The following is a 23,943-nucleotide window of genomic DNA, read 5'->3' on the forward strand; positions in this document are numbered from 1 at the left end:
CATCGCCGCCGCGACCGGCAGCTCGGCCGGGTCGCCCGCGTCCGCGACCCAGGCCGCGTGGTAGGTCAGGATCCGCGCGAGCTGGACGTCGCGGAGCATCTGCGCCGCCCCGTGCTGGACGGCCTGGAAGCTGCCGACCGGGACCCCGAACTGCTTGCGCTGCTTGACGTACTCGACGGTCAGGTCGAGCGCCCGCTGGGCGACCCCGACCAGCTCGGCCGCGACGATCACCGTCGCCCGGTCGAGCCCCGCACCGGAGGCGGTCGCCGTCCCCCCGAGCCACTCCGCGCGCCCGTCGGGATCCTCCTCGGCATCGAGCGCGGCGACCGGCACGCGGCCGTGGCCTCGGGTCGGGTCGATCGCCACGATCGACTCGACGATCCCGCTGCCCGGGCCGTAGAGCGCGACCGGACCGCCCGCCTGGGCGACGATCACGAGGCCGCTCTCGTCGGCGCCCGGGACCGGGACCGCGTCACCGGTCAGGGTGACCGCGCCGCGCAGCTCGCCGCTGGCGAGGTGGCCGAGCCAGTCCTCGCGCTGCTCGTCGTTGCCGTCGTGCTGGACGAGCAGCCCCGCGAGCGCGCTGCCGAGGAACGGCACCGGCGCGACCGCGTAGCCGAGCTCCTCGACGATCGAGGCCAGCTCGATCAGGCCGAGTCCCTGGCCGCCGTGCTCCTCGGCGATCGCGATCCCCGTCCAGCCGAGCTCCCCGAGCTCGCTCCAGAGCGCGGCGTCCTCGCCCTGCGTCCCGCTGCTCCCGGCCGCGGCGAGCAGCTCGCCCATGCCCTGCGGCGCGTCGCTCTCGCCCGGCGCATCAGCGCGACCGGCCTCGGCCGCGGCGCGGACCTGCGCGAACGACGACCGCCCGGCGAGCAGCTCGCGTGCGGACCGCTGGATCTCCTGCTGGTCTTCCGACAGTTCGAATCGCATCTCTTCTGCTCCTACCGTGCCCGCGGGAGGCCGAGCACGCGCTCCGCCACGATGTTCTTCTGGATCTCGGTCGTGCCGCCCTCGATCGAGTTGCCGCGGGCCCGCAGCAGCTCGTAGGCCCACGGCGCGTCCTCGGTCAGTGCCGCCGAGCCGAGGATGTCGACGGCGAGCTGGACCAGCAGCTGGTTGGTCTCGCTCCACAGCCACTTGGTCAGCGAGCCCTCCGGGCCCGGCTGGCCGTACTGCTCGATCGCGGTCAGGCCCTTCCAGGCGGTCAGCCGCAGCGCCTCGGTCCGCACGTGGAGGTCGGCGAGCCGGTCGGCGACGATCGGGTCGGCGGCCTTGCTGTTCTCCACGGCGGCGGCCACCAGCCGATCGAGCTGCTGGCGGAGCCGGACCTGGAGGAAGAACGCGAGCCCGGCGCGCTCGTTCATCAGCGTGGTCAGGGCGACCTTCCAGCCGTTGCCGACCCCGCCGACGAGCATCGAGTTGGGGATCCGGACCTGGTCGAGGAAGATCTCGTTGAACTCGGGGCTGCCGGTGATCTGGACCAGCGGGCGGACGTCGATGCCCTCCTGCTCCATGTCGAGCACGAAGTAGCTGAGGCCCTTGTGCTTCGCCGCTTCGTCGTCGGTGCGGGCGACGAGCATGCACCACTTCGCGTACTGCGCGCCGGAGGTCCAGACCTTCTGCCCGGTCACGAGCCAGTCGGACTCGGGATCGTCGGGGTCCTCGCGAACGGCCTTGGTCTTGACCGCGGCGAAGTCGGAGCCGGCGTCGGGCTCGCTGAAGCCCTGGCACCAGGTCTCGTCGGCGGACAGGATCGTCGGCAGCAGCCGCTCCTGCTGGGCGGCGTCGCCCCAGACCATCAGCGTCGGCCCGGCCAGCAGCAGCCCGAGCACGTCGGCCGGGAGCGGGGCGCCGGCGCGACCCAGCTCCTCGAAGAAGATCGCCGTCTCCGAGAGCGTCGCGCCGCGACCGCCGACCTCCTTCGGCCAGTGGACGCCGGCCCAGCCGCCGGAGTGGAGCGTGCGCTGCCACTCGCGGCGCCAGGCCCACTGCTCGTCCTCGTCGTGCGGCTCGGCGGGCAGGCTGCCCGCCGGCCCGTGCTCCTGCAACCAGGTCCGGAGCTCGTCCCGGAAGGCGAGCTGCTGGTCGGTGAAGGTCAGGTCCACGGCACTGCTCCTCGGTGGTCGTCGTTCGACGGAAGGGGAAGATCGGGGGTGGCGGGGCCGGTCAGGACCGACGCCGCGCAGTCGCAGAAGACGTCCGCGAGGTCGCCCAGCCGCTCCGCCTGGCCGGCCCGGACCTGCTCGGCCGCCAGCTGCTCGGTACCGGCGCAGAGGACGCGGAGCGCGTCGACCGGCGGCTCGCGCAGCTCGGGGTGCTCGCGCCGGGCGGCGACGAAGGTCTGACGGTAGCGCCCCGCGAAGGTCCGCAGCGCGGCGTCGCGGGCGGCGAGCGCGGCGGGACCAGCGAGCTGGACCTCGAGCAGGTAGGCGCGGGCGAACTCCGGCTCGGCGGCCAGCGTCTCGAGGTAGGCCAGGATCCCCGCCCGCAGCTGGGCGCGCCAGCCTTCGGCGGCGGCGACGGCCGCGTCGATCCGGGCCCCGAGGACCTCGACCCCGTGGCGGTAGGTCTCGACGAACAGCTCCTCCTTGCCCCCGAACTCGGCGTAGAAGGTCGAGCGCGAGACCCCGGCGGCGCGGACGACGTCGGCGACCGTGGTCCGCGGATAGCCGCGCTCGGCGACGATCCGTGCGGCGGCGTCGAGCAGCCGTGCGCGCTGCGGCGGCAGCGACCCCGGGCGGGCCGCGGCGAGCAGCGGGTGCTCGGAGAGGAGGGAGCCCGAGGCCACGCCCGTACCTTACGGGTACAGGTCAGTACTCGGCAAGTACAGGCCGTCGACCGCGAAACGGGCAGCAGCCCTCGACGGTCCGTCCGGCCCGGGATCGGTGGGCCGCGGTGTACGCTCGGCACAGCCGCCGTACGTTTCCCCCGCTCCGCCGATCTCCCTCTCGGCGGATCCGGCCGGCCCCCGATCATGTCCCCCTCCCCTGCGCGCGTTCGTATCGACCTCGCCGACGCCGACCGCCTGCCCTTGCGGGTGGCGAACGCTCCCCTGCCGTCGCTGATCGCGCTGCTGGCCGACGGCTACCAACCACGTGCCCGGGTCCCCGCCGCCTGGCGCGCCGCGATCGGCGAGCTGCTGCCCCCGCGCGCCCGGCCCGCGGTCGCCCCGGTCGTCTCCCCGCGCACCCCGAGCGTGCCCGACTCGCTGGTGCCGATGCCCGACGCCCACGTCGTCCCGCTCGACGAGGACCTCGACCGGATCGTCTCCGCCGACCACGGCCTGCTGCTCGACGAGCTGAGCCACGACCTCGGCCCCGAGCTCCCCGACGAGTGGCAGATCGTCGCGCGCCGCACCACGGGCTGGGTCAGCACCTACGCGGCGGCGCTCCAGCACGCCGGCCGTGCCCTCGAGCCACTCTGGCGGGACGCCGGGGGCCTCCGCGAGCGTGAGCTGGAGCGGGTCGGCACCGCCGTCGCCCGCGGGGCGCTGCCCGAGCTGCTGGCCGGCCTCCATCCCGAGGCACGGCCCGAGGACGGCGGCGAGGGCGCCCTGCTCCTGCCCGACTACCACGACCACCTCGACCTCCACATCGGCCCCGAGGGGCTCGTGCTGGTGCCGATGCTGACCGGGACCCCGCGGCTGATCGTCCAGCACCGCGGCGACCGGCTGACGCACATCGCCTACTCGCTGCCCGGCCGCGACCGCCTGCTCGACCATCGGATCGACGCCCGCCCACCGGCCCCCGACGCGCTCGAGGCGTTGCTCGGGCCGGCGCGCGCCCGGGTCTTGCGCCAGCTCGACCGGCCGGCGAGCGCCGGCCAGGTCGCCGAGGCCCTGCTCGCCGCCCCGAGTGCCGCCACCCACCACCTCGCGGTGCTGGAGAAGGCCGGGCTGGTCGTCCGCGAACGCCAGGGGCGGCACGTGATCGCGTCCCGCACGACCCGCGGAACCGAGCTGCTCGCGCTCTACGAATCGAGCGGCTGAGACGGATCGGGCCGCGGGCGCCCCAGCGGCTGAGGCAGTCCATCCCCTTCGCGCGGGCCGCGGGCTCCCAGAACGGTACGTTCGCCGGAGGCGCGAGATCGAGCGCACCGTTCTACCCCCTGGAGCCCCCAGAACGGTGCGTTCGCCGGAGCGAGGGATCGAGCGCACCGTTCTCCCCCGCGACGTTGCCCCGGTAGCTCCACGACGGAGACGGGCCGCCCTCTGCCGGCGCGGTGCAGCGCGTCCCCGCGCCTAGGGCGTCAGCCGCCGCTCGAGCTTGGCCAGCCGCTCGTCCCAGCGGGCACCGGCGTTGACCATCCAGCCGATCGCGTCGGTCAGCCGCTCGGGCTCGAACCGGTAGCGCAGCTCGCGGCCCTCGCGGGTCGCCGTGACCAGCCCCGCCTCGGCCAGCGTCGCCAGGTGCTTGGAGACCGCCTGGCGACTGACGGGCAGCTCGGCGGCGAGCGCCGAGGCGGTGACCGTCGGGCGCTCGGAGAGCGCCCGCACGACGCTCCGGCGGGTCGGGTCGGCGAGGGCCGCGAAGACGGCCCCGGCGGCGGCGTCGCGCTCGCTGTCGACTAGGCGCACGAGAGCGCGACCATTCGCGGCGAGCCGCCACCCAGGTCACCGCCGGGCACCCCGAGGGCCGTCCCGACCAGCTCCGTCCCGACCGCCAGCAGGACCCGCTCGGGCAGCTCGAGGACGACCAGCCGGGTGCCGCCGGCGACCTCGTCGAGGGTCAGCTCGACGATCGAGGCCGGGCCGTCAGGCTCGTGCCACCGCAGCACCAACCGCCGCCGGTCGGCGATCTCCTCGACGGTCGCGCGCCGCTCCTCGCCCGTGTCCCAGCGCAGGATCCCCTCAGCGCCCTCGCGCAGCTCGAGCTCGACCTCGTCGGCCAGCCACTCGGCCAGGCCGGCCGCGTCGCCGAGCATCGCCCAGGCCACGTCGCGCGTGACGGGCAGGACGATCTCGCGGCGAACGACGGGCTCGTCGGGCCCGAGCGGCCCCGCAGCGGAGGCGCCGTCGCGAGGACCGGCGGGGCCGCGGACGGCGTCGGTCTCGTCGGGTCGATCGTGCTGGCTCATCGGTGCTCCTCGTCGATCCTGCGGCGACCCGATCGGACCGCGTCGCCGCGTGCTCCCGCCAGCCTACACGCAACCGATCAGTTGCACATCTGGTAGCGTCGAACACGCAACCAAATGGTTGCGCTTTGGCCACGACGGCCCCGACCCGGAGGTCCCCATGCCCCTGATCCCGATGGTGATCGACCAGAGCCCGCGCGGCGAGCGCTCGTTCGACATCTACTCGCGCCTGCTCAACGACCGCGTCGTCTTCCTCGGCGGCCAGATCGACGGCGACCTCGCCAACCTCGTGATCGCCCAGCTCCTGCACCTGGAGTCGGTCGACCCCGAGAAGGACATCCAGCTCTACGTCAACTCGCCCGGCGGCGACGTCTACGCCAGCTTCGCGATCTACGACGCGATGCAGTACGTCCGCTGCGATGTCGCCACGATCTGCTCCGGGATCGCGATGTCAGGCGGCTCGATCGTCCTCTGCGGCGGCGCTCCGGGCAAGCGGGCAGCGCTGCCCAACAGCCGGATCCTCGTCCACCAGCCCCACGGCGGGGTCCAGGGCCAGTCGTCGGACATCGAGATCCACACCACCGAGATGCTCTGGATGCGCCGGCGGGTCGAGGAGATCTACGTCGAGCACACCAACCAGGACCAGCCGACGGTCCACCGCGACATCGAGCGAGACCGATTCATGTCGCCCGACGACGCCCGCGAGTACGGCCTGATCGACCGCGTGATCCGCCATCGCAGCGGCACCCGGATCACCGGACAGCGGCCCGATCTGGCCTGACCCGACGAGGTCCGGAAGCGGTCAGCGGGAGCGGTCGTCACCGCTCGACTTCGACAGCGTCGCCCGCCCGTGCCACCATGCACGGATGGGCGACCCGACCACCAATCCACCGACGCTGGCTGCCGTCGAGCAGGCACTGCGCGCATCGTGGACCGCCGACACCTCCGCCGAGCGCGACCACTGGACGGCCGAGAACCCGACGCTCGGCCAGAGCGCGGTCTCCTCGATCGTCGTCCGGGCGCTGTTCGGCGGTGAGATCGTGATCGCCTCGGTACTCGACCGCGACAGCCAGCCGACCGGCGTCGAGCACGCCTGGAACCGGCTGCCGTCCGGCGAGGAGGTCGACTTCACCTTCACGCAGTTCCACGACGGCGAGCAGCTCGGCCCGGAGACCGTCCGCGAGCCGCCGATCACCGGCGACCCGGACCGCGCCCAGCGGCTGGCCGACCGCGTCGCGAAGCTGCTCGACCGACCGGTGAAGCTCTAGCCCGCAGGCCCGCTGGCTACAGGCCGGCGGTCGCCAGCCGGCCGATGATCTCGTCGGCGTAGCGCGTGTAGAAGGAGAGGTCGAAGACGACGTCGAGGTCGAGACCCTCGCAGCGCGGGTCGGCCGCGGCCAGCTCGCGCAGCGGCGTGCGGGTGTCCCAGGCGCGCTGGGCCAGCTCCTGCGCCGTCCGGTAGGCCTCGTCGCGAACGAGCCCCTTGGTCTCGATGAGGGCCAGCAGCAGCCGCTGCGAGAACAGCGCGCCGGAGGTCAGGTCGAGGTTCTCGAGCATCCGGTCCTCGTGCACGACCAGACCGGCGACGACCCGCGTGGCGAGCGACTGCATGTAGTCCAGCGCGATCGTCGCGTCGGGCAGGATCACGCGCTCGGCGCCGGAGTGGGAGATGTCGCGCTCGTGCCAGAGGGCGACGTTCTCGACCGCGGCCTGGGCGTAGCCGCGCAGCACGCGGGCGAGCCCGGTGATCCGCTCGGTCGTGATCGGGTTGCGCTTGTGCGGCATCGCCGACGAGCCCTTCTGGCCCTTCTTGAACGGCTCCTCCGCCTCGCGGACCTCCGTCCGCTGGAGGTGGCGGATCTCCGTCGCCAGCCGCTCGAGGCCGGCGCCGGCGAGGCTGATCGCCTGCAGCAGCTCGGCGTGGCGGTCGCGCGGGATCACCTGGGTCGACATCGGCTCGGCGGCGAGGTCGAGCCGCTTCAGGACGCGGGCCTCGAACTCCGGCGAGGTCGCGGCGTAGGTGCCGACCGCGCCGGACAGCGCGCCGACGGCGACCTGCTCGAAGGCGGCCTGGAGGCGCTTGTGGTTGCGGTCGGCCTCGAGCGCGAAGCCGGCCAGCTTGATCCCGAAGGTCGTCGGCTCGGCGTGGACGCCGTGGGTGCGGCCGACGCAGACGGTGTGGGCGTGCTCGCGGCCCTTGGCGGCGAGCGTCTCGGCGACCTCGCGGGCGCCGCGGAGGATGATCGCGCCGGCCTTCTGGATCTGGAGCGCCAGCGCCGTGTCGAGCACGTCGGACGAGGTCAGCCCGTAGTGGATCCAGCGTCCGCCCTCGCCGGCGTCGGCGGAGAGCACGTCGACGAAGGCCGCGACGTCGTGGTCGGTGATCCGCTCGCGCTCGTGGACCGCGGCGGCGGTGAAGGTCGCCTTGCGGATCGCGACGAGGTCGTCTTGACTGGGGCCCTCATCCCGCCCCAAGAAGACGGCCATCTCCTCGCAGGCGGCGACCTCGACCTCCCGCCAGGCTTCGAACTTCGCGTCGTCGGTCCAGACGGCACCGATCTCGGGGCGGGTGTAGCGCGGGATCATCGCTCCTGATCATCGCGGATCGCACGCGTACGCGGCCTCGCGAGCGCGGTCGGGGCGGCATCCGGGCGCCGCGGGGCCACGATCGGCGGCCGGACCGGCCCGGATTCCCGTTCCGGCATAGTCGAGGACATGCTCCACGAGGACCGCCGGCGGGCCGAGTCGTTCGGGACCGACGCCGAGCAGTACCACCGGATCCGCCCGCGCTATCCCGCCGCCCTGGTCGACGCGCTGCTGGCGCCCGGCGTCGTCGACGTGCTCGACGTCGGCTGCGGGACCGGGATCGCCGCGCAGCTCCTCCGCGATCGTGGCTGCCGGGTGCTGGGCGTCGAGCCGGACGAGCGGATGGCGCGGGTCGCCCGCGACGGCGGCCTCGACGTCGAGGTCTCCGCCTTCGAGCCGTGGGACCCGGCCGGCCGCCGCTTCGACCTCCTGATCAGCGCCCAGGCCTGGCACTGGATCGACCCCGATCGTGGGGCGGTCAAGGCCGCCGAGGTCCTGCGCGACGGCGGGAGGATCGGGATCTTCTGGAACCTCGGTCGGCCCTCCGCCGCGCTGCGGGCGGCGCTGGTCGAGGTCTATGCCCGCCACGAACCCGAGCTGGAGCGGTACTCGGTGCTGCTGGGCCACAGCGACGAGCGGGTCGACGTGACCGAGCGCGCAATCGTGGCCAGCGGCCGCTTCGGCCCGCCGGCCCGCCGTTCGTGGCGCTGGGTCCGGCCGTACGCGACGAGCGAGTGGTTGGAGAACCTGGTCACCCACAGCGACCACCGGACCCTGCCCGCCGAGCGCCAGGCGCCGCTGCTCGCCGACCTCCGGGAGCGGATCGACGCGCTCGGCGGCACGATCGAGATGACCTACGAGGCGACCCTCGTCACCGCCGAGCGGCGCGCCGTCCCGCAGTAGCATCGGCCGATGCCGCGCGCCAGCCCGACCGGGTCCGGTTCCCCGCCCCCGGTCCTGCTCGGGCGCGCCCCCGAGCAGGCGCGACTCGACGCGCTCGTCGCCGCCGCGCGGGCCGGTCACGGCGGCGCGCTGCGGATCGTCGGTGCGCCGGGCGTCGGCAAGAGCGCGCTGCTCGACGCGATCACGCCGAGCGACGTCTCGGCGCTGACCGCGGTCGGCTTCGAGAGCGAGGTCGAGCTGCCGTTCGCGGGCGTCGACCAGCTGCTGGCCGGGTTCCCCGCCGCCGAGCGACCACGGGGCCTGCGGCTCGCGGCCGACGCCCCCGAGGCCGCGCACGACCCGGCCACCCCGCTGCGGGAGCTCGCGGCGCTGCTCGCGACCCGGGCGCCGCTGGTCGTGCTCGCCGACGACGTCCAGTGGCTCGACCCGTCGTCGCGGATGGCGATCGCCTACCTCGCCCGGCGCGCGCCGTGGCTCGGCATCGTCGTCGTCGCCGTCTGGTCGCTGCGCGGCGCCGCCCCCGAAGCCTGGCCGGGCGTGCCCGAGCTGGTCCTGGGCGACCTCGCCCGCGAGGACGCCGTCCGGCTCGCCCGGGTCGGCGGGCTGACGCCGTCCGTCGCCGAGGCCGTGGTCGCCTCCGTCGGCGGCAATCCGCTGGCGCTGGTCGAGACCCGCGCGGTCCTGACCGCCGCCCAGCGCGCCGGAAGGGCGCTGCTGCCGGACCCGCTGCCCGTCGGCGAGCGACTCCAGCGGGCCTACGCCGGACGCGTCGCCGAGCTGCCGCCGCCGGCCCGGACGGCGCTCCTGCAGGCGGCGGCCGGGGCGCCGGCGACGATGGTCGCCGAGGCGCTCGAGGCGGCCGAGGACAGCGGCCTGATCCGCCTCGCCCCGACGTTCGCCGGCCCGGCCGAGGTCCCCTTCGTCCACCCGCTCGCCCGCGCCGCGGTCTACCACGCGGCCAGCCCCTCCGAACGGCGGGCCGCGCACCGGGCGATCGCCGCCGCGGTCGCCGAACCGGAGCGCTCGTGGCAGCTCGCGCTCGCGGCGCCCGCCCCCGACGAGCCGCTCGCGGCCCGCTTGGAGCAGCTCGCCGGCGAGGCCCGCCAGCGGGGCGCGCCGGCGACCGCCGCCGCCGTGCTCGAACGGGCGGTCGCGCTGACCCCGGACCGCGTCCGGGCGACCGGCCGCGCCAGCGCGGCCGCCGCGCTGGCGCTGGTCGCGGGTCAGCCGGAACGGGCCCGCGCGCTGCTCGACCCGCTGCTGCCGGCCACCACCAAGCCCGCCGCCCGCGCCGATCTCCAGCTGCTGCGCGGGATCGCGCTCTACCAGGCGGGACGGCCGCGCGACGCCTGCGCGCTGCTCGAGGCGGAAGCCGCGGCGATCGCCCCCACCGACCCGGCCCGCGCAGCGGGGCTGCTGACCCAGGCCTGCGTCGCCCTGCTCGGTCCCGGGCCGATGGAGCGGCTCGCCGCGCTCGCCGCCCGCGCCCGGGAGCTCGCGCCCGCCGGCAGCGAGAGCTTCCCGCTCCTGATCGAGGCCGAGGTCCGGGTCGCGCTCGGCGACCACGACGAGGCCCGGACCCAGCTGGCCGCCCTCGAGCCCGCGCTCGCCGCTCAGGACCCGGCCGCTCCCGGGCACGAGCTGCTGGTCGTCGCCGGGCTCTGCCGGCTGTGGCTGGGTGACCACGACCAGGCCGGGGCGCTCCTGACGCGACTCGTCGAGGCCGGCCGCGCGGCCGGCGCGGCGAGCCTGCTGGCGGCCCCGTTGGCGGTGCTCGCCTCGCTGCACCTGCGCCAGGGCGAGCTGTCGCGGGCGACCGAGTGCGCCGACGAGGCCGCCGAGATCGCCGACACCGGGCTCGGCGGCTTCGGCCTGACCCTCGCGCTGTCGGCGGTCGCGATGGTCGCCGCGCACCGCGGCGACGACGAGGTCTGCCGGCGCACCACCCGGCGGATGCTGGCGCTCGGCTCCGACCTCGAGCTGACCTCGACGCTCGCCGCCGCCGAGCAGGCGCTCGGGCAGCTCGAGCTCGGGGCCGGCGACGCCGTCGCCGCCGCGGCCCACCTGTCCCGCGCGCTCGCCCACACCCGCGACCACGGCACCCGCGACCCCGCGTTCCTCTTCACCCACGCCGACCTGATCGAGGCGCTCGTCCGCAGCGGTCGCCCCGACGAGGCCCGCGGCGTGCTCGTCGAGCTGGAGCAGGGGGCAGCACGGACCGGGGGCGCCTGGGCCCGGGCCGCGGTCGCGCGCTGCCGGGGACTGCTCGGTCCGGAGGCCGAGATCGACGGCCAGCTCGCCGCCGCCCTGGCCGCCCACGCCGACCCGCCGATGCCGTTCGAGGCGGCGCGCACGCGGCTCGCGCTCGGCGAGCGGCTGCGCCGGATCCGGCGCCGCAGCGACGCTCGCGAGCAGCTCGCCGCCGCCCACGCCGCGTTCGAGGCGATCGGCGCCCGCCGCTGGGCGGATCGCGCGGCCGCGGAGCTCGCCGCGACCGGTGGCCGCGGCGGCGGAGCGATCGTCACCGCGCCGCGGCTGGCGGTCGCGCTGACCGCCCGTGAGCGCGACGTCTGCGCGCTGGTCGCGGAAGGGGCGACCAATCGCGAGGTCGCCACGACCCTCTTCCTCTCGCCCCGCACCGTCGAGCACCACCTGCGGCTGGCGTACCGCAAGCTCGACGTCCGCTCCCGGACCGAGCTGGCGGTCCGCTGGAACGCGGGCGACGGCGACTGAGCCGGTTCGCGACGCCGCCGTCCCGCCGCACGGGCCCCGACCCCCGCCGACCGTCCTGCCGATCGGCCCGCGGCGACGGGATCCGCACACGCTCCGACTAGGCTCGACGCATGAGTTCCCTGCAGTACCCGCAGATCCTCGAGGATCCGCTCCGCAACCGCGGAACGGCGTTCACGGCGGAGCAGCGCCGGGTACTCGGGCTCGACGGGCTGCTGCCGCCCGCGATCGAGACGCTCGAGCAGCAGGTCGAGCGTGCGCACGCCGTCTTCCGCCGGCGGCCGCGGCCGATCGACAAGTACATCGACCTGCGGACCCTGCAGGACACCAACCTCGTCCTCTACTACCGGCTGCTCGTCGAGCACCTCGAGGAGATGCTGCCGGTCGTCTACACCCCGACGGTCGGCCTCGCCTGCCAGAACTTCCACCGGATCTTCCGGCGCCCGCGCGGCCTGACGCTCTCGTACCCGATGCGCCACCGGCTGCCGGAGCTGCTGAACAACCGCCGTCAGCGCGACGTCGACGTGATCGTGGTGACCGACGGCGAGCGGATCCTCGGGCTCGGCGACCAGGGCGCCGGTGGGCTCGGGATCCCGATCGGCAAGCTCGCGCTCTACACCGCGATCGGCGGCCTCGACCCGGGCCGCACGTTGCCGATCGTGCTCGACGTCGGGACCAACAACCAGGACCGGATCGACGACCCCGGCTACCTCGGCTGGCGTCACGAGCGGATCGACGGCCCCCGCTACGACAGCTTCGTCGAGCAGTTCGTGACCGCGGTCGAGGCCGAGATGCCCGACGCGATGGTCCAGTGGGAGGACTTCGCGTCGCACAACGCGCGCCCGATCCTCGACCGCTACCGCGACCGGATCTGCTCGTTCAACGACGACATCCAGGGCACGGCGGCGGTCGCGCTCGGGGCCCTGATCGGCGCGGTCAAGGCCGCGGGCAGCCCGCTCCACGAGCAGCGGATCGTGCTGCTCGGCGCCGGCTCGGCCGCGATCGGGGTCGCCGACGAGATCCGCCAGGCGCTGATCGAGGAGGGCCTGACGCCGGAGGACGCCCAGCGCCGGTTCTGGGTCGTCGACGTCGAGGGGCTGCTGACCGGCGACCGCAGCGACCTCAGCGACGCTCAGCGGACCTACGCCCGCGACGAGTCGGACCTGCGCGGCGCCGGCCTCGCCGACGTCGTCCGGGCCGTCCACCCGACGGTCCTGATCGGGCTCTCGACCGCCCACGGCGCGTTCACCGAGGAGATCGTGCGGACGATGGCCGCCCACGTCGAGCGGCCGATCATCTTCCCACTCTCGAACCCGACCGCCCGTTCCGAGGCCGACCCCGCGGACCTCGCCCGTTGGACCGACGGCAAGGTCCTGATGGCCACGGGATCGCCGTTCGCGCCGGTCGAGATCGACGGTCGCACGGTGCCGGTGACGCAGTCCAACAACGTCTACGTCTTCCCCGCCGTCGGGCTCGGGGTGGTCGCGGCGCAGGCCGCCCGGGTGACCGCGCCGATGCTGCGGGCGGCGGCGCGCGAGCTGGGCTCCCACTCCCCCGCGCTGCACGACCCACGGGCGCCGCTGCTGCCCCCGATCGCCGAGCTGCGCGAGCTGACCGACCACGTCGCACTGGCCGTGGCGACCGCCGCCGTCGCCGACGGAGTCGCCCCGCAACGCGGCGAGGACGACCTCCGCGAGCGGATCGCCCGTACTCGCTGGGAGCCGGTCTACGACCGCTGATCGGATCGGGGTGCTGCTGATGCAGGTTGGCGTTGCCGGGCAACGCCAACCTGCATCAGCCGCGCCCCCGACGGGCCGGTGGCGGCCCGCCGGCTACCGCCGCCCCCGCACCGCCGCCCTCACCCGCGGCGGTAGAGCCGCGTCGTCAGCGGCGCGAAGACGACGGTCAGGGCCAGCGCCGTCCCGAGCACGATCGCGATGTCGCCGCTCGCCGCGTTGCCCTCCATCAGGCCGCGCGACGAGGACGCGAGGAACGAGATCGGGTTCGCGTTGACGAACGCCTCCAGCCCCGCCGGCAGCGTCTCCGGATCGACGAAGACGTTGGAGAGGAACGTGAGCGGGAAGATCCCCATGAAGCCCGCGTTCATCACCGCGTTCGGCGACCGGAGCAGCAGCCCGATCGTCATGAAGACCCACGAGAGGCCGAACGCGAAGACGATCACCAGCGCCAGCGCGGCGATCACGCCGACGACGCCCGCCTCCGGCCGGAAGCCGAGGATCAGCCCGAGGACGATGATCACGACCCCGGCGACGAGGTAGCGGACGCAGTCGCCGAGCAACGAGCCGACCAGCGGCGCCGGCCGCCAGATCGGCAGCGAGCGGAAGCGGTCGACGACGCCCTTCGTGAGGTCGGTGTTGAGCGCGACGCCGGCGTAGACGGTGGTGAACAGCACCGACATCACGAGGATGCCGGGCAGGATGTAGTCGAGGTACGCGCCGGTCGAGCCGGCGATCGCGCCGCCGAACAGGTAGGTGAACATCAGGACGAACATCACCGGCGTGATCGTCACGTCCAGCAGCTGCTCGGGCACGTGCTTGACCTTGAGCATGCCGCGCCAGCCGAAGGCCAGCGCCGCCCGCAGCGGGCCGGGCGCCGGCGGGCGCGCGGTCGAGGAGATCGCCTTGCGGACCGCGGCCTCGTCGGCGACGGCGGTCACATCGGTGTCGGTCGGTGTCGTGCTCATGCTGCCTGCTCCTCGTCGGTCGAGTCGGTTCGTGCGTCGGCGCCCGTGGCGTGTCCCGTGAGGGCCAGGAAGACCTCGTCGAGGCTCGGCTGGCCGAGCGAGAAGTCGGCGATCTGGATCCCCGAGCGCGAGAGCAGGGCGACCGCCTCGGCGGCGCGGTCGGCGTCCTCGCACTGGGCCGAGAGCGCGGCCGGGTCGGGCTCCAGCTGGACCGCCCCGAGCGCCCCGGTCAGGACGCGCTCGGCGGCCGGGCGCTGCTCGCGGTCCAGCAGCCGCACCTGCAGCGCGCCGCCGCCGACCGAGGCCTTGAGCTGACCCGGCGCACCCTCGGCGATCACCCGGCCGTGGTCGATCACGGCGATCCCGTCGGCGAGCTGGTCGGCCTCCTCCAGGTACTGCGTGCACAGCAGGATCGTGGTCCCGCCCTCGACCAGCATCCGGACGATGTCCCAGACCTGGTTGCGCGAGCGCGGGTCGAGTCCCGTCGTCGGCTCGTCGAGGAACATCAGCCGCGGCGTCACGACGAGGCTGGCGGCGATGTCGAGCCGCCGCCGCATCCCGCCGGAGTAGCCCTTGACCAGCCGCCCGGCCGCCTCCTCGAGCCCGAACGCCTCCAGCAGCTCGGCCGCGCGGGCCTTGGCCTCACGCCGCCGGAGGCCCAGCAGCAGCCCGAGCAGGACCAGGTTCTCGCGGCCGGTCAGGTCCTCGTCGACCGAGGCCAGCTGGCCGGTCAGGCTGACGGAGCTGCGGACCGCGTCGGAGTCGCGGACGATGTCGTGCCCGAAGACCCGGGCGTTGCCGGCGTCGGGCGCGATCAAGGTCGCGAGCATCCGGATCGTCGTCGTCTTGCCGGCACCGTTCGGACCGAGCACCCCGTAGACGGAGCCGCTGGGGACGACCAGGTCGACGCCGTCGACGGCGCGGGTCCCGCCGAAGGTCTTGACGAGCCCGGAGGCTTCGATCGCGAAGGGGGATTGGGACGTCATGGGCACCTCGCCGGTCGGGGACGGCGGCCGAAGGGGCCGCGTACGGACCGAGACGGGCGACGCGGCCCAGACTCATCGCAATCCGCCAGATCAACGGGAAGGCGCCACCTTCAGGACACGGGGGCGGCCCAGTATCGCCCGCCCCCATGCCCTCCGTGGCCCCGGAACCCGCGGCCCCTCGGACGACGAAGACCGCCCCGATCGCGCCGACGGCGCCCCCGCCCGAGGGCCCGCTATCCCGCCTCCGCCGGCCCGCTCACCGGCCCGCCGACGTGACTGCGGTACCAGCGCCCGAGCACGATCAGCGTCTTCGTCCCCGTCACCTGCCCGCCCCGCCGCAGCTGGTTGACGACCCGCTGGAGGGCGATCACGTCGTCCACGCGGACCCGCACCAGCAGGTCCGGATCACCGGCCGTGGTGTAGGCCTCCAGCACCTCGGGCATGCTCATCACCGCGCTCAGCATCTGCTCGACGTCGGTGTCGCCCTGGATCCGCAGCTCGGTGAAGGCGTCGAGCGCCGGCTCGACCTTGCTCTCGTCGAGCACGACGGTGTAGCCGGCGATCACCCCCAGCCGTTCCATCCGATCGATCCGGCGCTTGACGGGCGCCGCCGAGAGGTGGACCGCCTCGGCGATGTCGCGTACCGTGCGGCGCGCATCGGTACGCAACAGGTCGATGATCTGACGGTCTACGGCATCGAGGTTGGGTTTCTCGATCATGCCCCCACAGTAGCCATGCGAGCAGTTTCTTGCGTGGCAAGATCGCCCGACGCAACTTTCGTGCGCCAGACGCCGAACCGTGAGCCGCGTCCTGGACTTCTGCGACCGCCGCCACACATATTCGGGGCATGACAGGACCCTCGGGGGAGCCCCCGATTCTCGACGTCCGCCGCGCCGTCTCCCGTCCCGACGTCAGCCTCGACGACAAGTACCTCGCCGATCGCGGCCCCGCACTGCTCTCCGGCATCCAGGCCCTGGTCCGCTCCACGCTCGACGTCCGTCGCCTCGACGAGCGCCACGGCCGCCGCACCGGCGTCTTCGTCTCCGGCTACCAGGGCTCGCCGCTCGGCGGGCTCGACCAGGAGCTGCTGCGCGCCCGCCGCCACCTCGAGCCCGCCGGCATCGTCTTCACCCCCGGCCTCAACGAGGAGCTGGCCGCGACCGCCGTCAGCGGGACCCAGATGCTGAGCGAGCTGGAGCACCGGCGGGTCGACGGCGTGACCGGATTCTGGTTCGGCAAGAACCCCGGGCTCGACCGCGCCGCCGACGCGATCCGCCACGCGACCCTCAGCGGCACCGCCCCGCTCGGCGGCGCCGTCGCCTGGATCGGCGACGATCCCTCGAGCAAGTCCTCGACCGTCCCCAGCTCGTGCGAGCCGATCTGCCGCAGCATCGTGATGCCGCTGCTGGCCCCGGGGAGCGTCGAGGAGCTGCTGGAGTGCAACCTCCACGCGGTCGCGATGTCCCGCCACGCGGGGCTCTGGACCGCGGTCAAGATCGTCGCCGACATCGCCGACGCGAGCGCGACCGTCGACGTCGGCGCCGCGCTCGAGGCGATCCCCGACCTGCCCGAGCGGACCGCCAGCGAGCGCCCGGTCCTGCTGCCCCCGGGCAACCTCGACGTCGAGCTGGACCTGATGACGCTCCGGCTGGAGCGGGCGATCGAGTACGCCCGGGTCGCCGACCTCAACCGGATCCGCTTCGAGCCGAGCCGCCCGGAGCTGGCGATCGTCGCCGCCGGCATGGGCTACCAGGCGATCCTGCGCGCGCTGGAGGACCTCGGGCTCGACGAGTCGCAGTGCGAGCGGCTCGGGATCCGGCTCGTCCAGCTGCGGATGCCGTGGCCGTTGGCCGCCGAGGACGTCCGCCGGCTGACCGCGGGCGTCGAGCGCGTGCTCGTGGTCGAGGACAAGCTGCCGTTCGTGGAGTCGTTGCTGAAGGAGGCGCTCTACCGCCGGCCCGACGCCCCGGCGATCCTCGGCAAGCAGGACGCCGACGAACGACCACTGCTGTCCGCCCGCAGCGCGCTGAGCACCGACGACGTGGCGCGCGCGATCGTCCGGGTCGTCGGCGCGGACCGGGTGCCCGCTGCCGCGACCGACCGGATCGCCGCGATCGACCGACCGGCCCTGCCGATCAGCCGGACCAGCGCCGCCCTCCCGAAGCGGACCCCGTACTTCTGCTCCGGCTGCCCGCACAACACCTCGACCCGCGCCGACGAGGATCAGCTCGTCGGGGTCGGGATCGGCTGCCACATCATGGTCGCGCTCGACGACGGCGACCGCCGCGGGCAGCTGCTGGGGATGCCCCAGATGGGCGGCGAGGGCGCCCAGTGGATCGGCCTGGCGCCGTTCACCGACGACCCGCACTTCATCCAGAACATCGGCGACGGGACCTTCCACCACTCCGGCTCGCTTGCGATCCGCGCCGCGGTCTCGGCCGGGGTCGACATGACCTACCGGCTGCTCTACAACGACGCCGTGGCGATGACCGGCGGTCAGACGCCGCAGGGCAACATGTCGGTGCCCGAGCTGACGCGCTGGCTCGCGAGCGAGGGCGTCAAGCGGGTCGTGATCACGACCCCGGAGCCCCAGCGCTACGACGGGATCGCGCTCTCCCCGATCGCCAGCGTCCGCCACCGCGACCGCTTGCAGGAGACGCAGCGCGAGCTGGCCGAGGTCGCCGGCGTGACCGTGCTGATCCACGACGACGAGTGCGCGACCGAGAAGCGCCGTCGCCGCAAGCGCGGCAAGCTCGAGGCGCCGCCGGAGCACGTCCACGTCAACGAGCGGGTCTGCGAGGGCTGCGGCGACTGCGGCGAGCAGTCGACCTGCCTCTCGGTGCTCCCGGTCGAGACCGAGTTCGGGCGCAAGACCCAGATCCAGCAGTCGTCGTGCAACCAGGACTTCAGCTGCCTCAAGGGCAACTGCCCGTCGTTCCTGCTCGTGACCCCGAAGGACGGCAAGCTCCGCAAGCCGGAGCGGCCCGAGCTGACGGTCCCGCTGCCCGACCCGGTCCTGCGGGTCGCCGGCGACGTGCTCGTGCGGATGCCCGGCATCGGTGGCACCGGCGTGGTCACGATCTCGCAGATCCTCCAGATGGCGGCGCACCTCGACGGGCGCTTCGCCGCCGGGCTCGAGCAGATCGGGCTCGCCCAGAAGGGCGGTCCGGTGCTGTCGGACCTGCGGATCTCGCGGCGGCCGGTCGACGGGCAGCTGCGGGCCTCGGCGCGCCGCGCCGACGTGCTGCTCGGCTTCGACCTGCTCGGCGCCGCCGCCCCGGAGACGCTCGCCGTCGCCGACGTCGCCCGCACGATCGCCGTCGTCAACACCGCCCGGACCGCGACCGCCGGCCAGATCACCGATCCCCGGGCCGCGACCGCCCCGGTCAGCGCCCCGCTCCGCCGGATCCGCCAGGTCACGCGGGTCGACGACGAGCTGACCTTCGATGCGCTGGCGCTCGCCGAGCGGCTGTTCGGCGACCACATGCCGGCGAACATGCTGCTGGTCGGGGCCGCGTTCCAGCACGGCGTGCTCCCGATCGGGCTCGACGCGATCGAGCAGGCGATCCGCCTCAACGGGGCCGCGGTCGAGGCCAACCTGATCGCGTTCCGCTGGGGCCGTGCGGTCGCCGTCGACCGCGACGCGGTCGAGGCCCTGCTGGCCGACGCCGAGGCCGCGGCGCACCCGGTCGCGGTCGTTGCGGCCGACCCGCGCGCGGCGTCGCTGGTCGCCGCCAGCGGCGCCGACGGCGAGCTGCGGCGGCTGCTGGAGGTCCGCGTGCCCGAGCTGATCGCCTTCCAGCGCCCGGCCGTCGCCCGCGACTACGTGGCCGAGGTGATGCGCGTGGCCGCGATCGAGCGCGAGCGGACCGGGGGCGACGGTGGCGCGGTCGCCGAGGCCTACGCCCGCGGGCTCTTCAAGCTGACCGCCTACAAGGACGAGTACGAGATCGCCCGGCTGCACCTGGAGCAGCTCGAGCAGCGTAAGCGCGAGGACCAGTTCGGCGCCGACGCGAAGGTCCAGATCATGCTCCAGCCGCCGTCGCTGCGGGCGGTCGGGATCCGCCGCAAGCTCAAGCTCAACGCGACCTGGGCGCTCCCCGCGCTGCGACTGCTCTACGCCACGCGGGGGCTGCGGGGGACCCGGCTCGACCCGTTCGGCCGGGCCGAGATCCGTCGCCTGGAGCGGGCGCTGATCGGCGAGTACCGCGCGCTGGTCGCCTCCGCGCTCGGCCACCTGACGGCCGACAACGTCCGCCAGGTCGCGGAGCTCGCCGACCTCCCGGACATGGTCCGCGGCTACGAGGAGGTCAAGCTCCGCAACGTGGTCGCGTTCCGCGAGCAGGCGGCGGTCCTGCTCGACGACCTCGCCCACGGCCGCCAGCGGAAGGGACCGGTCGCGCTGCCGATGGCGCGGGTCGGCTGAGCGGCGTCCGGGACGCAGGCGCGGCGCGGCGTCAGACGAGCCCGCGCCGTCGCGCCCGGAACCAGACCGCGATCGTGGCGGCGTCGACGATCTCCCCGTCGTCGATCGCCGCGTCGAGCTCGTCCGGCGTGACGGTGCCGGGCACGAGCAGGCCCTCCTCCTCCGGCTCCGGGGCCGTCGGCCCCGGGGTCAGGTCGGTGGCCAGCCAGGCCGTGAAGCGCTGGTCGGCCATCCCGGGCGCGAAGGCCATCTCCCCCAGCGGCAGCATCCGGCCGGCGACGAAGCCGGTCTCCTCGCGTAGCTCGGTCCGCGCGATCGTCTCCGGGTCGACCCCCTCCGCCTCGACCGCCCCCTGCGGCAGCTCCCAGCTCCAGGCGCCGAGCGGGTAGCGGTACTGGCCGACGAGGTGGACGTGGGTGCCGTCCCAGGGGACGACGACCGCCGCCAACGGCTTCTCGACCACGGCGTAGATCCCGGGCCGGTCCTCGCCGTCGGGACCGGTCCGGACGATCTCGTCCTCACGGACCGTCATCCACTTGTTGCGGTAGACGACCCGCGTCCGCACGGTGCGCGGACGCGGGCTGCCGGAGCGATCGAGCGGCACGTCGGACGCTCGCGGGCGCTCAGGCCTTGACGGGAGCGGCGCCGTCGCCGACGCCGAGGATCCGGATCGCGAGGTGCGCGGCGTTGCGCGGGTTGTCGAGGCCGACCGAGGCGACCGGCACGCCGGGCGGCATCTGGACGACGGAGAGGATCGCGTCGAGGCCGCCGGCAGCGGAGAGGCTGCTGGTCAGCGGAACGCCGACCACCGGCAGGTCGGTGTGGGCGGCCGCGACGCCCGGCAGCGCGGCGGAGAGGCCGGCACCGGCGATGATCACGCCTAGGCCGCGCAGGCGTGCGTTCTTGCAGTAGTCGGCGACCAGCTCGGGGTCGCGGTGGGCGCTCATCACCCGGATCTCGAAGGCGATGTCGTGCTCGGCGAGCACGGCTCCGGCCTTCTCCATCATCGGCAGGTCGCTCTTGCTGCCCATGATGATCCCGACGCGCGGGGCGTCACCGGGAACCGCCGCGGCGTCCTCGAGCTGCTCGGTCTGGGGGTCGGTCGATGCGGGGGTGGCGGCCACGGTGATCTCTCGCGTAGTCGGAGGGGGAAACGGACCCGACCAGCCTAGATGGTGGCGGCCTCGCGCCGCCCGGCCGGGCTCAGCCGAACCGCTCGACCGCCCGCAGGGCGATGTCGCGGCGCAGCTGGCGGCCCGCGAAGCGGACCCGGTCGGCCCCGGCGTAGGCCGCCTCGCGGGCGCTGGCCGGCGTCTCGCCGAGCGCGGTCACGTTGAGCACGCGGCCACCGGCGGTGACGATCCGGCCCTGCTCGTCGCGGGCGGTCCCGGCGTGCGTCAGCTCGGTGTCGCCCGGCAGCTCCGCGAGGCCGTCGATCGGGTCGCCCTTGGAGGCCGACGCGGGGTAGCCGGCCGAGGCCAGGACCAGCGTCACCGCCCAGCGCGGGTCCCACTCGAGGTCGGTGCCGTCGAGCCCGCCGAGGGTCGAGGCGGCCAGCATCAGCGCGAACAGGTCGCTGCGCAGCCGCGGCAGCACGGCCTGGGTCTCCGGGTCCCCGAAGCGGGTGTTGTACTCGAGGACCTTGACCTCGCCCTCGTCGATCATCAGCCCGGCGTAGAGCACCCCGTGGAAGGCGATCCCGCGGCGGTTGAGCTCGTCGACGATCGGCTGGTGGACGGCGGCGGAGATCTCGGCCGCGCGGGCGGCATCGACCCCGACGACCGGCGAGTAGGAGCCCATCCCGCCAGTGTTCGGGCCCTCGTCGCCCTCGAAGATCCGCTTGTAGTCCTGGGCCGGGGCGAGCGGGATCGCGCGCTGGCCGTCGCAGATCGCCAGCAGCGAGACCTCCTCGCCGTGGAGGAACTCCTCGACGACGACCGCGGCGTCGCCGAACTGGTGGTCCTCGAGCATGTCGACGAGGGTCGCGCGGGCGGTCTGCTCGTCCTCGGCGATCACGACCCCCTTGCCGGCGGCGAGCCCGTCGTACTTGAGCACGACCGGGAACCCGAAGCGGGTCGCGACGGCCATGCCCGCGTCGACGGTCGTGACCGTCTCGTAGCCGGCGGTCGGAACCCCGGCGGCGATCATGATCTCCTTCGCGAACGCCTTCGACCCCTCGAGCCGCGCGGCGGCGGCGGTCGGGCCGAAGGCGGGGATGCCCGCGGCGGTCAGCGCATCGACGAGCCCGGCGACGAGCGGGACCTCGGGGCCGACGGCGACCAGGTCGACCGCCAGCTCGCGGGCGAGCGCGACCAGCGCCGGGACGTCGTCGACCGCGACGGCGTGGAGCGTGGCGTCCTCCCCGATCCCGGGGTTCCCGGGGGCGGCGTGGACCTCGAGCGCGGTCGCGCCGTCGTTCTGGGTGGAGCGGAGCAGCGCCCGGACGATCGCGTGTTCGCGACCGCCGGCACCGACGACGAGGACCTTCGGCATGCCGCGCACGGTACCGGCCGGACGGCCGGGTCCGTGCCGCGGGCTCGCCGCCGCGGCTAGCTGGCCGGGGAGCCGTCGCTGAAGAGCGTGGCGCTGCGGAGCTTGCCGTTCTCGACGGTGGCCCGGGTCCAGGCGACGGTGAAGCTGCCGCCGGGCAGGCCAGCGATCGCAGCCGAGCCGAAGGCGTTGCTGCGGTTGAGCAGCTGCGTGTCGTTGAGCTGGTCGAGCGTCTCGGGGTTCCCGAGCACGCCGCCGGCCGGACGCACCGCGACCTGGACCGCGACGCCGCGGTCGCCGTTGGAGCCGCCGATCGGGCGCTCCTGCTCGCGGACGAGCACGAGCCCGGTCACGCCGCCGGCGACCGCCGGAGCGAGCCCGTGGACGCGGCCGGCCGCGGCGATGTCGCGGGCGGGGCCGAGGCCGCCGGAGGTCTCTGCCTCGGCCACCCGCGGGATGTCGTGGGCGGTGCCGTCCGCGACGCTGCCGACGGTCTGGCTCCAGGCGACGGTCGCGCGGTTGTCGCCGTCGATCGCGGAGACGAGCGAGCCACCCGGGGCGCGGACCGTCGTCCCGCCGGTGTCGATCGCCTTCGGGACGGCGAACCGTCCGGAGCCGTCGCGGGTGGTGGCCCGGACGACGTAGGGCTTGGTCCGTTCGCTGGCGTTGTCCTGCTCGCCCCAGGCGACCACGGCGCGGCCGCGGTCCCCGACCGAGGCGGTTGCGGCCGAGAAGCCCGGTCCGCCGCGACGGAGGGTCTGGACCGGTCCGAGCTTGCCGGTGCGGACGTCGAGCGGCCGCGCGAACAGGCGCCGGGTCTTGTCGCTGGCGCCGGTCTGGAAGACGAGCACGGTGGTCCCGCCCTTGCCGGTGGCGAGCGCGAGCAGCCGGCTCGAGCGCGAGCCGCTCATCAGCTTCGGCTCGCCGAGCCGGACGGTCGTGCCCTGCTTCGTCGTCGCCTTGCGCCAGGCGGCGTAGACCCGGACCACGCCGTCGTCGCCGACGTCGCTCCAGGCCATCACGAGGTTGCCGTTCGCGGTCCCGGCGATCCGGACCGGCTCGTCGAGGACGGCGGTCGCGTCGGAGCGCTGGGTGCCGAGCGAGGCGTCGGCGGCCGAGCCGACCGAGACGCCGAGGCTGTAGCGCGGGAGCGTGATCCGCTTGGTTCCGCCCTTGCCGTTGGGGACGGTCCGGCTGACGTTGCCGAGCGAGCGCGCGCGACCGAAGGCGAGCTGGTCCTTGCCGATCGCGACCGGCTCGACGAGCACGCCCTTGACCGTGCGGCGCCCGTCGGGCTCGGCGGTCGCGGAGACGCCGAGCAGGCGGGTGTCGATCGCGCCGCCCTTGGCGGTGACGCGGGCGTTGACCAGCCGCGCGCCGCTGCCGTCGACGGTCACGCCGGCGACGCCGACGCCGGTGTCCAGCTCGACCGGGTCCGTCCACGCAGCCGCGGCGGACGCCGGCAGCACCAGCCCGGCAGCGACCACGGAGGCGAGGACGACGGGCCGGAACGAACGAGAGGGTGACGGGTGGGGCACGAAGACTCCTGGAACGGGCGGGGGTGGACGGAGCCGGGACAGGTCCCCATCACCCATCGAAAGTAACGCACCGAACGCATGTACCCCACCGGTTCCCGCACCCGAATGGCCGTTCGATCGAGTGTTTCCGCGCCGCAAACCACGGCCGCCACGGGCCTCAGGCCGATCCTACCCCCGGTCCCACCACCGGGCCGCCCTGCAAGGCCGCACCCAGCACCACGGACGATCCGTCCAGCCGGATTCGTCGGCGAGGTCGGTCCGTAGAGCCGCGGCGGCGGCGTCCGAGGCGGGACCACCGATGGCGAACCGGAGCCCTTCCTGGCGAGTACGGGCCGGGCCCATCGACGATGTCACCGGCTCCAGGAGCGCCCGGGAGAACCTCGCCTCGATCGTCGCCCTGGCCTGGCCAGGGCGAGACACCAACCGCGGCAGTTGCGTCTGAGGTGGCCGTAGGCCGAGCAGGTCGGTGCGCGCGATGCGAGAGGTGGGCGCTAGCCCTGCCGAGCG

Annotated in this window: 20 protein-coding genes; 7 read left to right on the forward strand and 13 right to left on the reverse strand. The window is 74.5% G+C overall.

Features of this window, described 5'->3' with window-relative positions; translation table 11 throughout:
- From ACVUH9_RS21635 to ACVUH9_RS21645, 3 genes are all read right to left on the reverse strand, one after another.
- On the reverse strand, nucleotides 1–930 hold a 930-nt coding region (locus tag ACVUH9_RS21635; protein WP_475760818.1), incomplete at its 3' end, for an acyl-CoA dehydrogenase family protein.
- Between the two features lie 11 nt (nucleotides 931–941).
- Nucleotides 942–2,105, reverse strand: coding sequence for an acyl-CoA dehydrogenase family protein (locus tag ACVUH9_RS21640; RefSeq protein WP_475760820.1), 1,164 nt, complete (start codon nucleotides 2,103–2,105; stop codon nucleotides 942–944).
- Nucleotides 2,096–2,788 carry a TetR/AcrR family transcriptional regulator gene (locus ACVUH9_RS21645; protein WP_475760822.1) on the reverse strand — a complete coding sequence of 231 codons (693 nt, stop codon included), beginning with the start codon at nucleotides 2,786–2,788 and terminating at the stop codon, nucleotides 2,096–2,098. Before ACVUH9_RS21645 ends, ACVUH9_RS21640 begins: the two co-directional genes overlap by 10 nt.
- 186 nt (nucleotides 2,789–2,974) lie before the next feature.
- On the opposite strand from ACVUH9_RS21645, the gene ACVUH9_RS21650 reads away from it, so the two are divergent.
- The gene (locus ACVUH9_RS21650) at nucleotides 2,975–3,988 is read left to right on the forward strand and encodes an ArsR/SmtB family transcription factor (protein ID WP_475760824.1); all 1,014 of its coding nucleotides are present in this window, start codon (nucleotides 2,975–2,977) and stop codon (nucleotides 3,986–3,988) included.
- Nucleotides 3,989–4,240: 252 nt separating this feature from the next.
- On the opposite strand, the gene ACVUH9_RS21655 is transcribed toward ACVUH9_RS21650, so the two are convergent.
- Both ACVUH9_RS21655 and ACVUH9_RS21660 read right to left on the reverse strand, forming a co-directional pair.
- Nucleotides 4,241–4,576, reverse strand: coding sequence for an ArsR/SmtB family transcription factor (locus ACVUH9_RS21655; protein WP_475760826.1), 336 nt, complete (start codon nucleotides 4,574–4,576; stop codon nucleotides 4,241–4,243).
- The gene (locus ACVUH9_RS21660; protein WP_475760828.1) at nucleotides 4,567–5,076 is read right to left on the reverse strand and encodes an SRPBCC family protein; all 510 of its coding nucleotides are present in this window, start codon (nucleotides 5,074–5,076) and stop codon (nucleotides 4,567–4,569) included. The genes ACVUH9_RS21655 and ACVUH9_RS21660 overlap by 10 nt, the downstream gene beginning before the upstream one ends.
- Nucleotides 5,077–5,233: 157 nt before the next feature.
- Between ACVUH9_RS21660 and ACVUH9_RS21665 the strand changes: the two genes are divergently transcribed.
- A complete protein-coding gene (locus ACVUH9_RS21665) occupies nucleotides 5,234–5,854 on the forward strand; it encodes an ATP-dependent Clp protease proteolytic subunit (RefSeq protein WP_475760830.1) in 621 nt (206 codons plus the stop codon).
- 85 nt (nucleotides 5,855–5,939) lie between these two features.
- The gene (locus ACVUH9_RS21670; RefSeq protein WP_475760832.1) at nucleotides 5,940–6,341 is read left to right on the forward strand and encodes a YunG family protein; all 402 of its coding nucleotides are present in this window, start codon (nucleotides 5,940–5,942) and stop codon (nucleotides 6,339–6,341) included.
- Between the two features lie 16 nt (nucleotides 6,342–6,357).
- Here the strand turns inward: ACVUH9_RS21670 and purB are convergent, their stop codons facing one another.
- Entirely contained in the window at nucleotides 6,358–7,659 is a 1,302-nt protein-coding gene (gene purB / locus ACVUH9_RS21675; RefSeq protein ID WP_475760833.1) for an adenylosuccinate lyase, read from the reverse strand.
- Nucleotides 7,660–7,788: 129 nt separating this feature from the next.
- Between purB and ACVUH9_RS21680 the strand changes: the two genes are divergently transcribed.
- From ACVUH9_RS21680 to ACVUH9_RS21690, 3 genes are all read left to right on the forward strand, one after another.
- Nucleotides 7,789–8,562 (forward strand): class I SAM-dependent methyltransferase, encoded by a 774-nt coding sequence (locus ACVUH9_RS21680; RefSeq protein ID WP_475760835.1) that lies wholly within the window; start codon nucleotides 7,789–7,791, stop codon nucleotides 8,560–8,562.
- A gap of 9 nt (nucleotides 8,563–8,571) precedes the next feature.
- Entirely contained in the window at nucleotides 8,572–11,295 is a 2,724-nt protein-coding gene (locus ACVUH9_RS21685) for a helix-turn-helix transcriptional regulator (protein ID WP_475760837.1), read from the forward strand.
- A 110-nt stretch (nucleotides 11,296–11,405) separates the two neighbouring features.
- A complete protein-coding gene (locus tag ACVUH9_RS21690; protein ID WP_475760840.1) occupies nucleotides 11,406–13,031 on the forward strand; it encodes an NAD-dependent malic enzyme in 1,626 nt (541 codons plus the stop codon).
- Between the two features lie 119 nt (nucleotides 13,032–13,150).
- Here the strand turns inward: ACVUH9_RS21690 and ACVUH9_RS21695 are convergent, their stop codons facing one another.
- The 3 genes from ACVUH9_RS21695 to ACVUH9_RS21705 all read right to left on the reverse strand — a co-directional run bounded on the left by ACVUH9_RS21695 (nucleotide 13,151) and on the right by ACVUH9_RS21705 (nucleotide 15,701).
- Entirely contained in the window at nucleotides 13,151–13,996 is an 846-nt protein-coding gene (locus ACVUH9_RS21695; protein ID WP_475760842.1) for an ABC transporter permease, read from the reverse strand.
- On the reverse strand, nucleotides 13,993–14,982 hold the full coding sequence (locus ACVUH9_RS21700) for an ATP-binding cassette domain-containing protein (RefSeq protein WP_475760844.1): 990 nt from the start codon (nucleotides 14,980–14,982) through the stop codon (nucleotides 13,993–13,995). Before ACVUH9_RS21700 ends, ACVUH9_RS21695 begins: the two co-directional genes overlap by 4 nt.
- 233 nt (nucleotides 14,983–15,215) lie before the next feature.
- On the reverse strand, nucleotides 15,216–15,701 hold the full coding sequence (locus ACVUH9_RS21705; protein ID WP_475760846.1) for an Lrp/AsnC family transcriptional regulator: 486 nt from the start codon (nucleotides 15,699–15,701) through the stop codon (nucleotides 15,216–15,218).
- 128 nt (nucleotides 15,702–15,829) lie between these two features.
- On the opposite strand from ACVUH9_RS21705, the gene ACVUH9_RS21710 reads away from it, so the two are divergent.
- Complete coding sequence (locus ACVUH9_RS21710; protein WP_475760848.1) at nucleotides 15,830–19,408, forward strand: indolepyruvate ferredoxin oxidoreductase family protein; 3,579 nt, start codon at nucleotides 15,830–15,832, stop codon at nucleotides 19,406–19,408.
- A gap of 31 nt (nucleotides 19,409–19,439) precedes the next feature.
- Here the strand turns inward: ACVUH9_RS21710 and ACVUH9_RS21715 are convergent, their stop codons facing one another.
- The 4 genes from ACVUH9_RS21715 to ACVUH9_RS21730 form a co-directional block, all read right to left on the reverse strand.
- A complete protein-coding gene (locus ACVUH9_RS21715) occupies nucleotides 19,440–20,012 on the reverse strand; it encodes an NUDIX domain-containing protein (protein ID WP_475760850.1) in 573 nt (190 codons plus the stop codon).
- 19 nt (nucleotides 20,013–20,031) lie between these two features.
- Nucleotides 20,032–20,532: a 5-(carboxyamino)imidazole ribonucleotide mutase gene (gene purE / locus ACVUH9_RS21720; RefSeq protein WP_475760852.1), complete on the reverse strand. Its 501-nt coding sequence runs from the start codon at nucleotides 20,530–20,532 to the stop codon at nucleotides 20,032–20,034.
- Nucleotides 20,533–20,611: 79 nt separating this feature from the next.
- Nucleotides 20,612–21,901, reverse strand: coding sequence for a phosphoribosylamine--glycine ligase (gene purD / locus ACVUH9_RS21725; protein WP_475760854.1), 1,290 nt, complete (start codon nucleotides 21,899–21,901; stop codon nucleotides 20,612–20,614).
- 56 nt (nucleotides 21,902–21,957) lie between these two features.
- Entirely contained in the window at nucleotides 21,958–23,436 is a 1,479-nt protein-coding gene (locus ACVUH9_RS21730; RefSeq protein WP_475760856.1) for a hypothetical protein, read from the reverse strand.
- Between the last annotated feature and the right edge of the window lie 507 nt (nucleotides 23,437–23,943).

It is taken from the genome of Patulibacter ginsengiterrae, from assembly GCF_056269115.1.

Coding starts and splice junctions, on each gene's coding strand:
- ACVUH9_RS21650 (WP_475760824.1), top strand. CDS start 2,975: ATGTCCCCCTCCCCTGCGCGCGTTCGTATCGACCTCGCCGACGCCGAC.
- ACVUH9_RS21660 (WP_475760828.1), bottom strand. CDS start 5,076: ATGAGCCAGCACGATCGACCCGACGAGACCGACGCCGTCCGCGGCCCC.
- ACVUH9_RS21665 (WP_475760830.1), top strand. CDS start 5,234: ATGCCCCTGATCCCGATGGTGATCGACCAGAGCCCGCGCGGCGAGCGC.
- ACVUH9_RS21670 (WP_475760832.1), top strand. CDS start 5,940: ATGGGCGACCCGACCACCAATCCACCGACGCTGGCTGCCGTCGAGCAG.
- purB (WP_475760833.1), bottom strand. CDS start 7,659: ATGATCCCGCGCTACACCCGCCCCGAGATCGGTGCCGTCTGGACCGAC.
- ACVUH9_RS21680 (WP_475760835.1), top strand. CDS start 7,789: ATGCTCCACGAGGACCGCCGGCGGGCCGAGTCGTTCGGGACCGACGCC.
- ACVUH9_RS21685 (WP_475760837.1), top strand. CDS start 8,572: ATGCCGCGCGCCAGCCCGACCGGGTCCGGTTCCCCGCCCCCGGTCCTG.
- ACVUH9_RS21690 (WP_475760840.1), top strand. CDS start 11,406: ATGAGTTCCCTGCAGTACCCGCAGATCCTCGAGGATCCGCTCCGCAAC.
- ACVUH9_RS21695 (WP_475760842.1), bottom strand. CDS start 13,996: ATGAGCACGACACCGACCGACACCGATGTGACCGCCGTCGCCGACGAG.
- ACVUH9_RS21700 (WP_475760844.1), bottom strand. CDS start 14,982: ATGACGTCCCAATCCCCCTTCGCGATCGAAGCCTCCGGGCTCGTCAAG.
- ACVUH9_RS21705 (WP_475760846.1), bottom strand. CDS start 15,701: ATGATCGAGAAACCCAACCTCGATGCCGTAGACCGTCAGATCATCGAC.
- ACVUH9_RS21710 (WP_475760848.1), top strand. CDS start 15,830: ATGACAGGACCCTCGGGGGAGCCCCCGATTCTCGACGTCCGCCGCGCC.
- purD (WP_475760854.1), bottom strand. CDS start 21,901: ATGCCGAAGGTCCTCGTCGTCGGTGCCGGCGGTCGCGAACACGCGATC.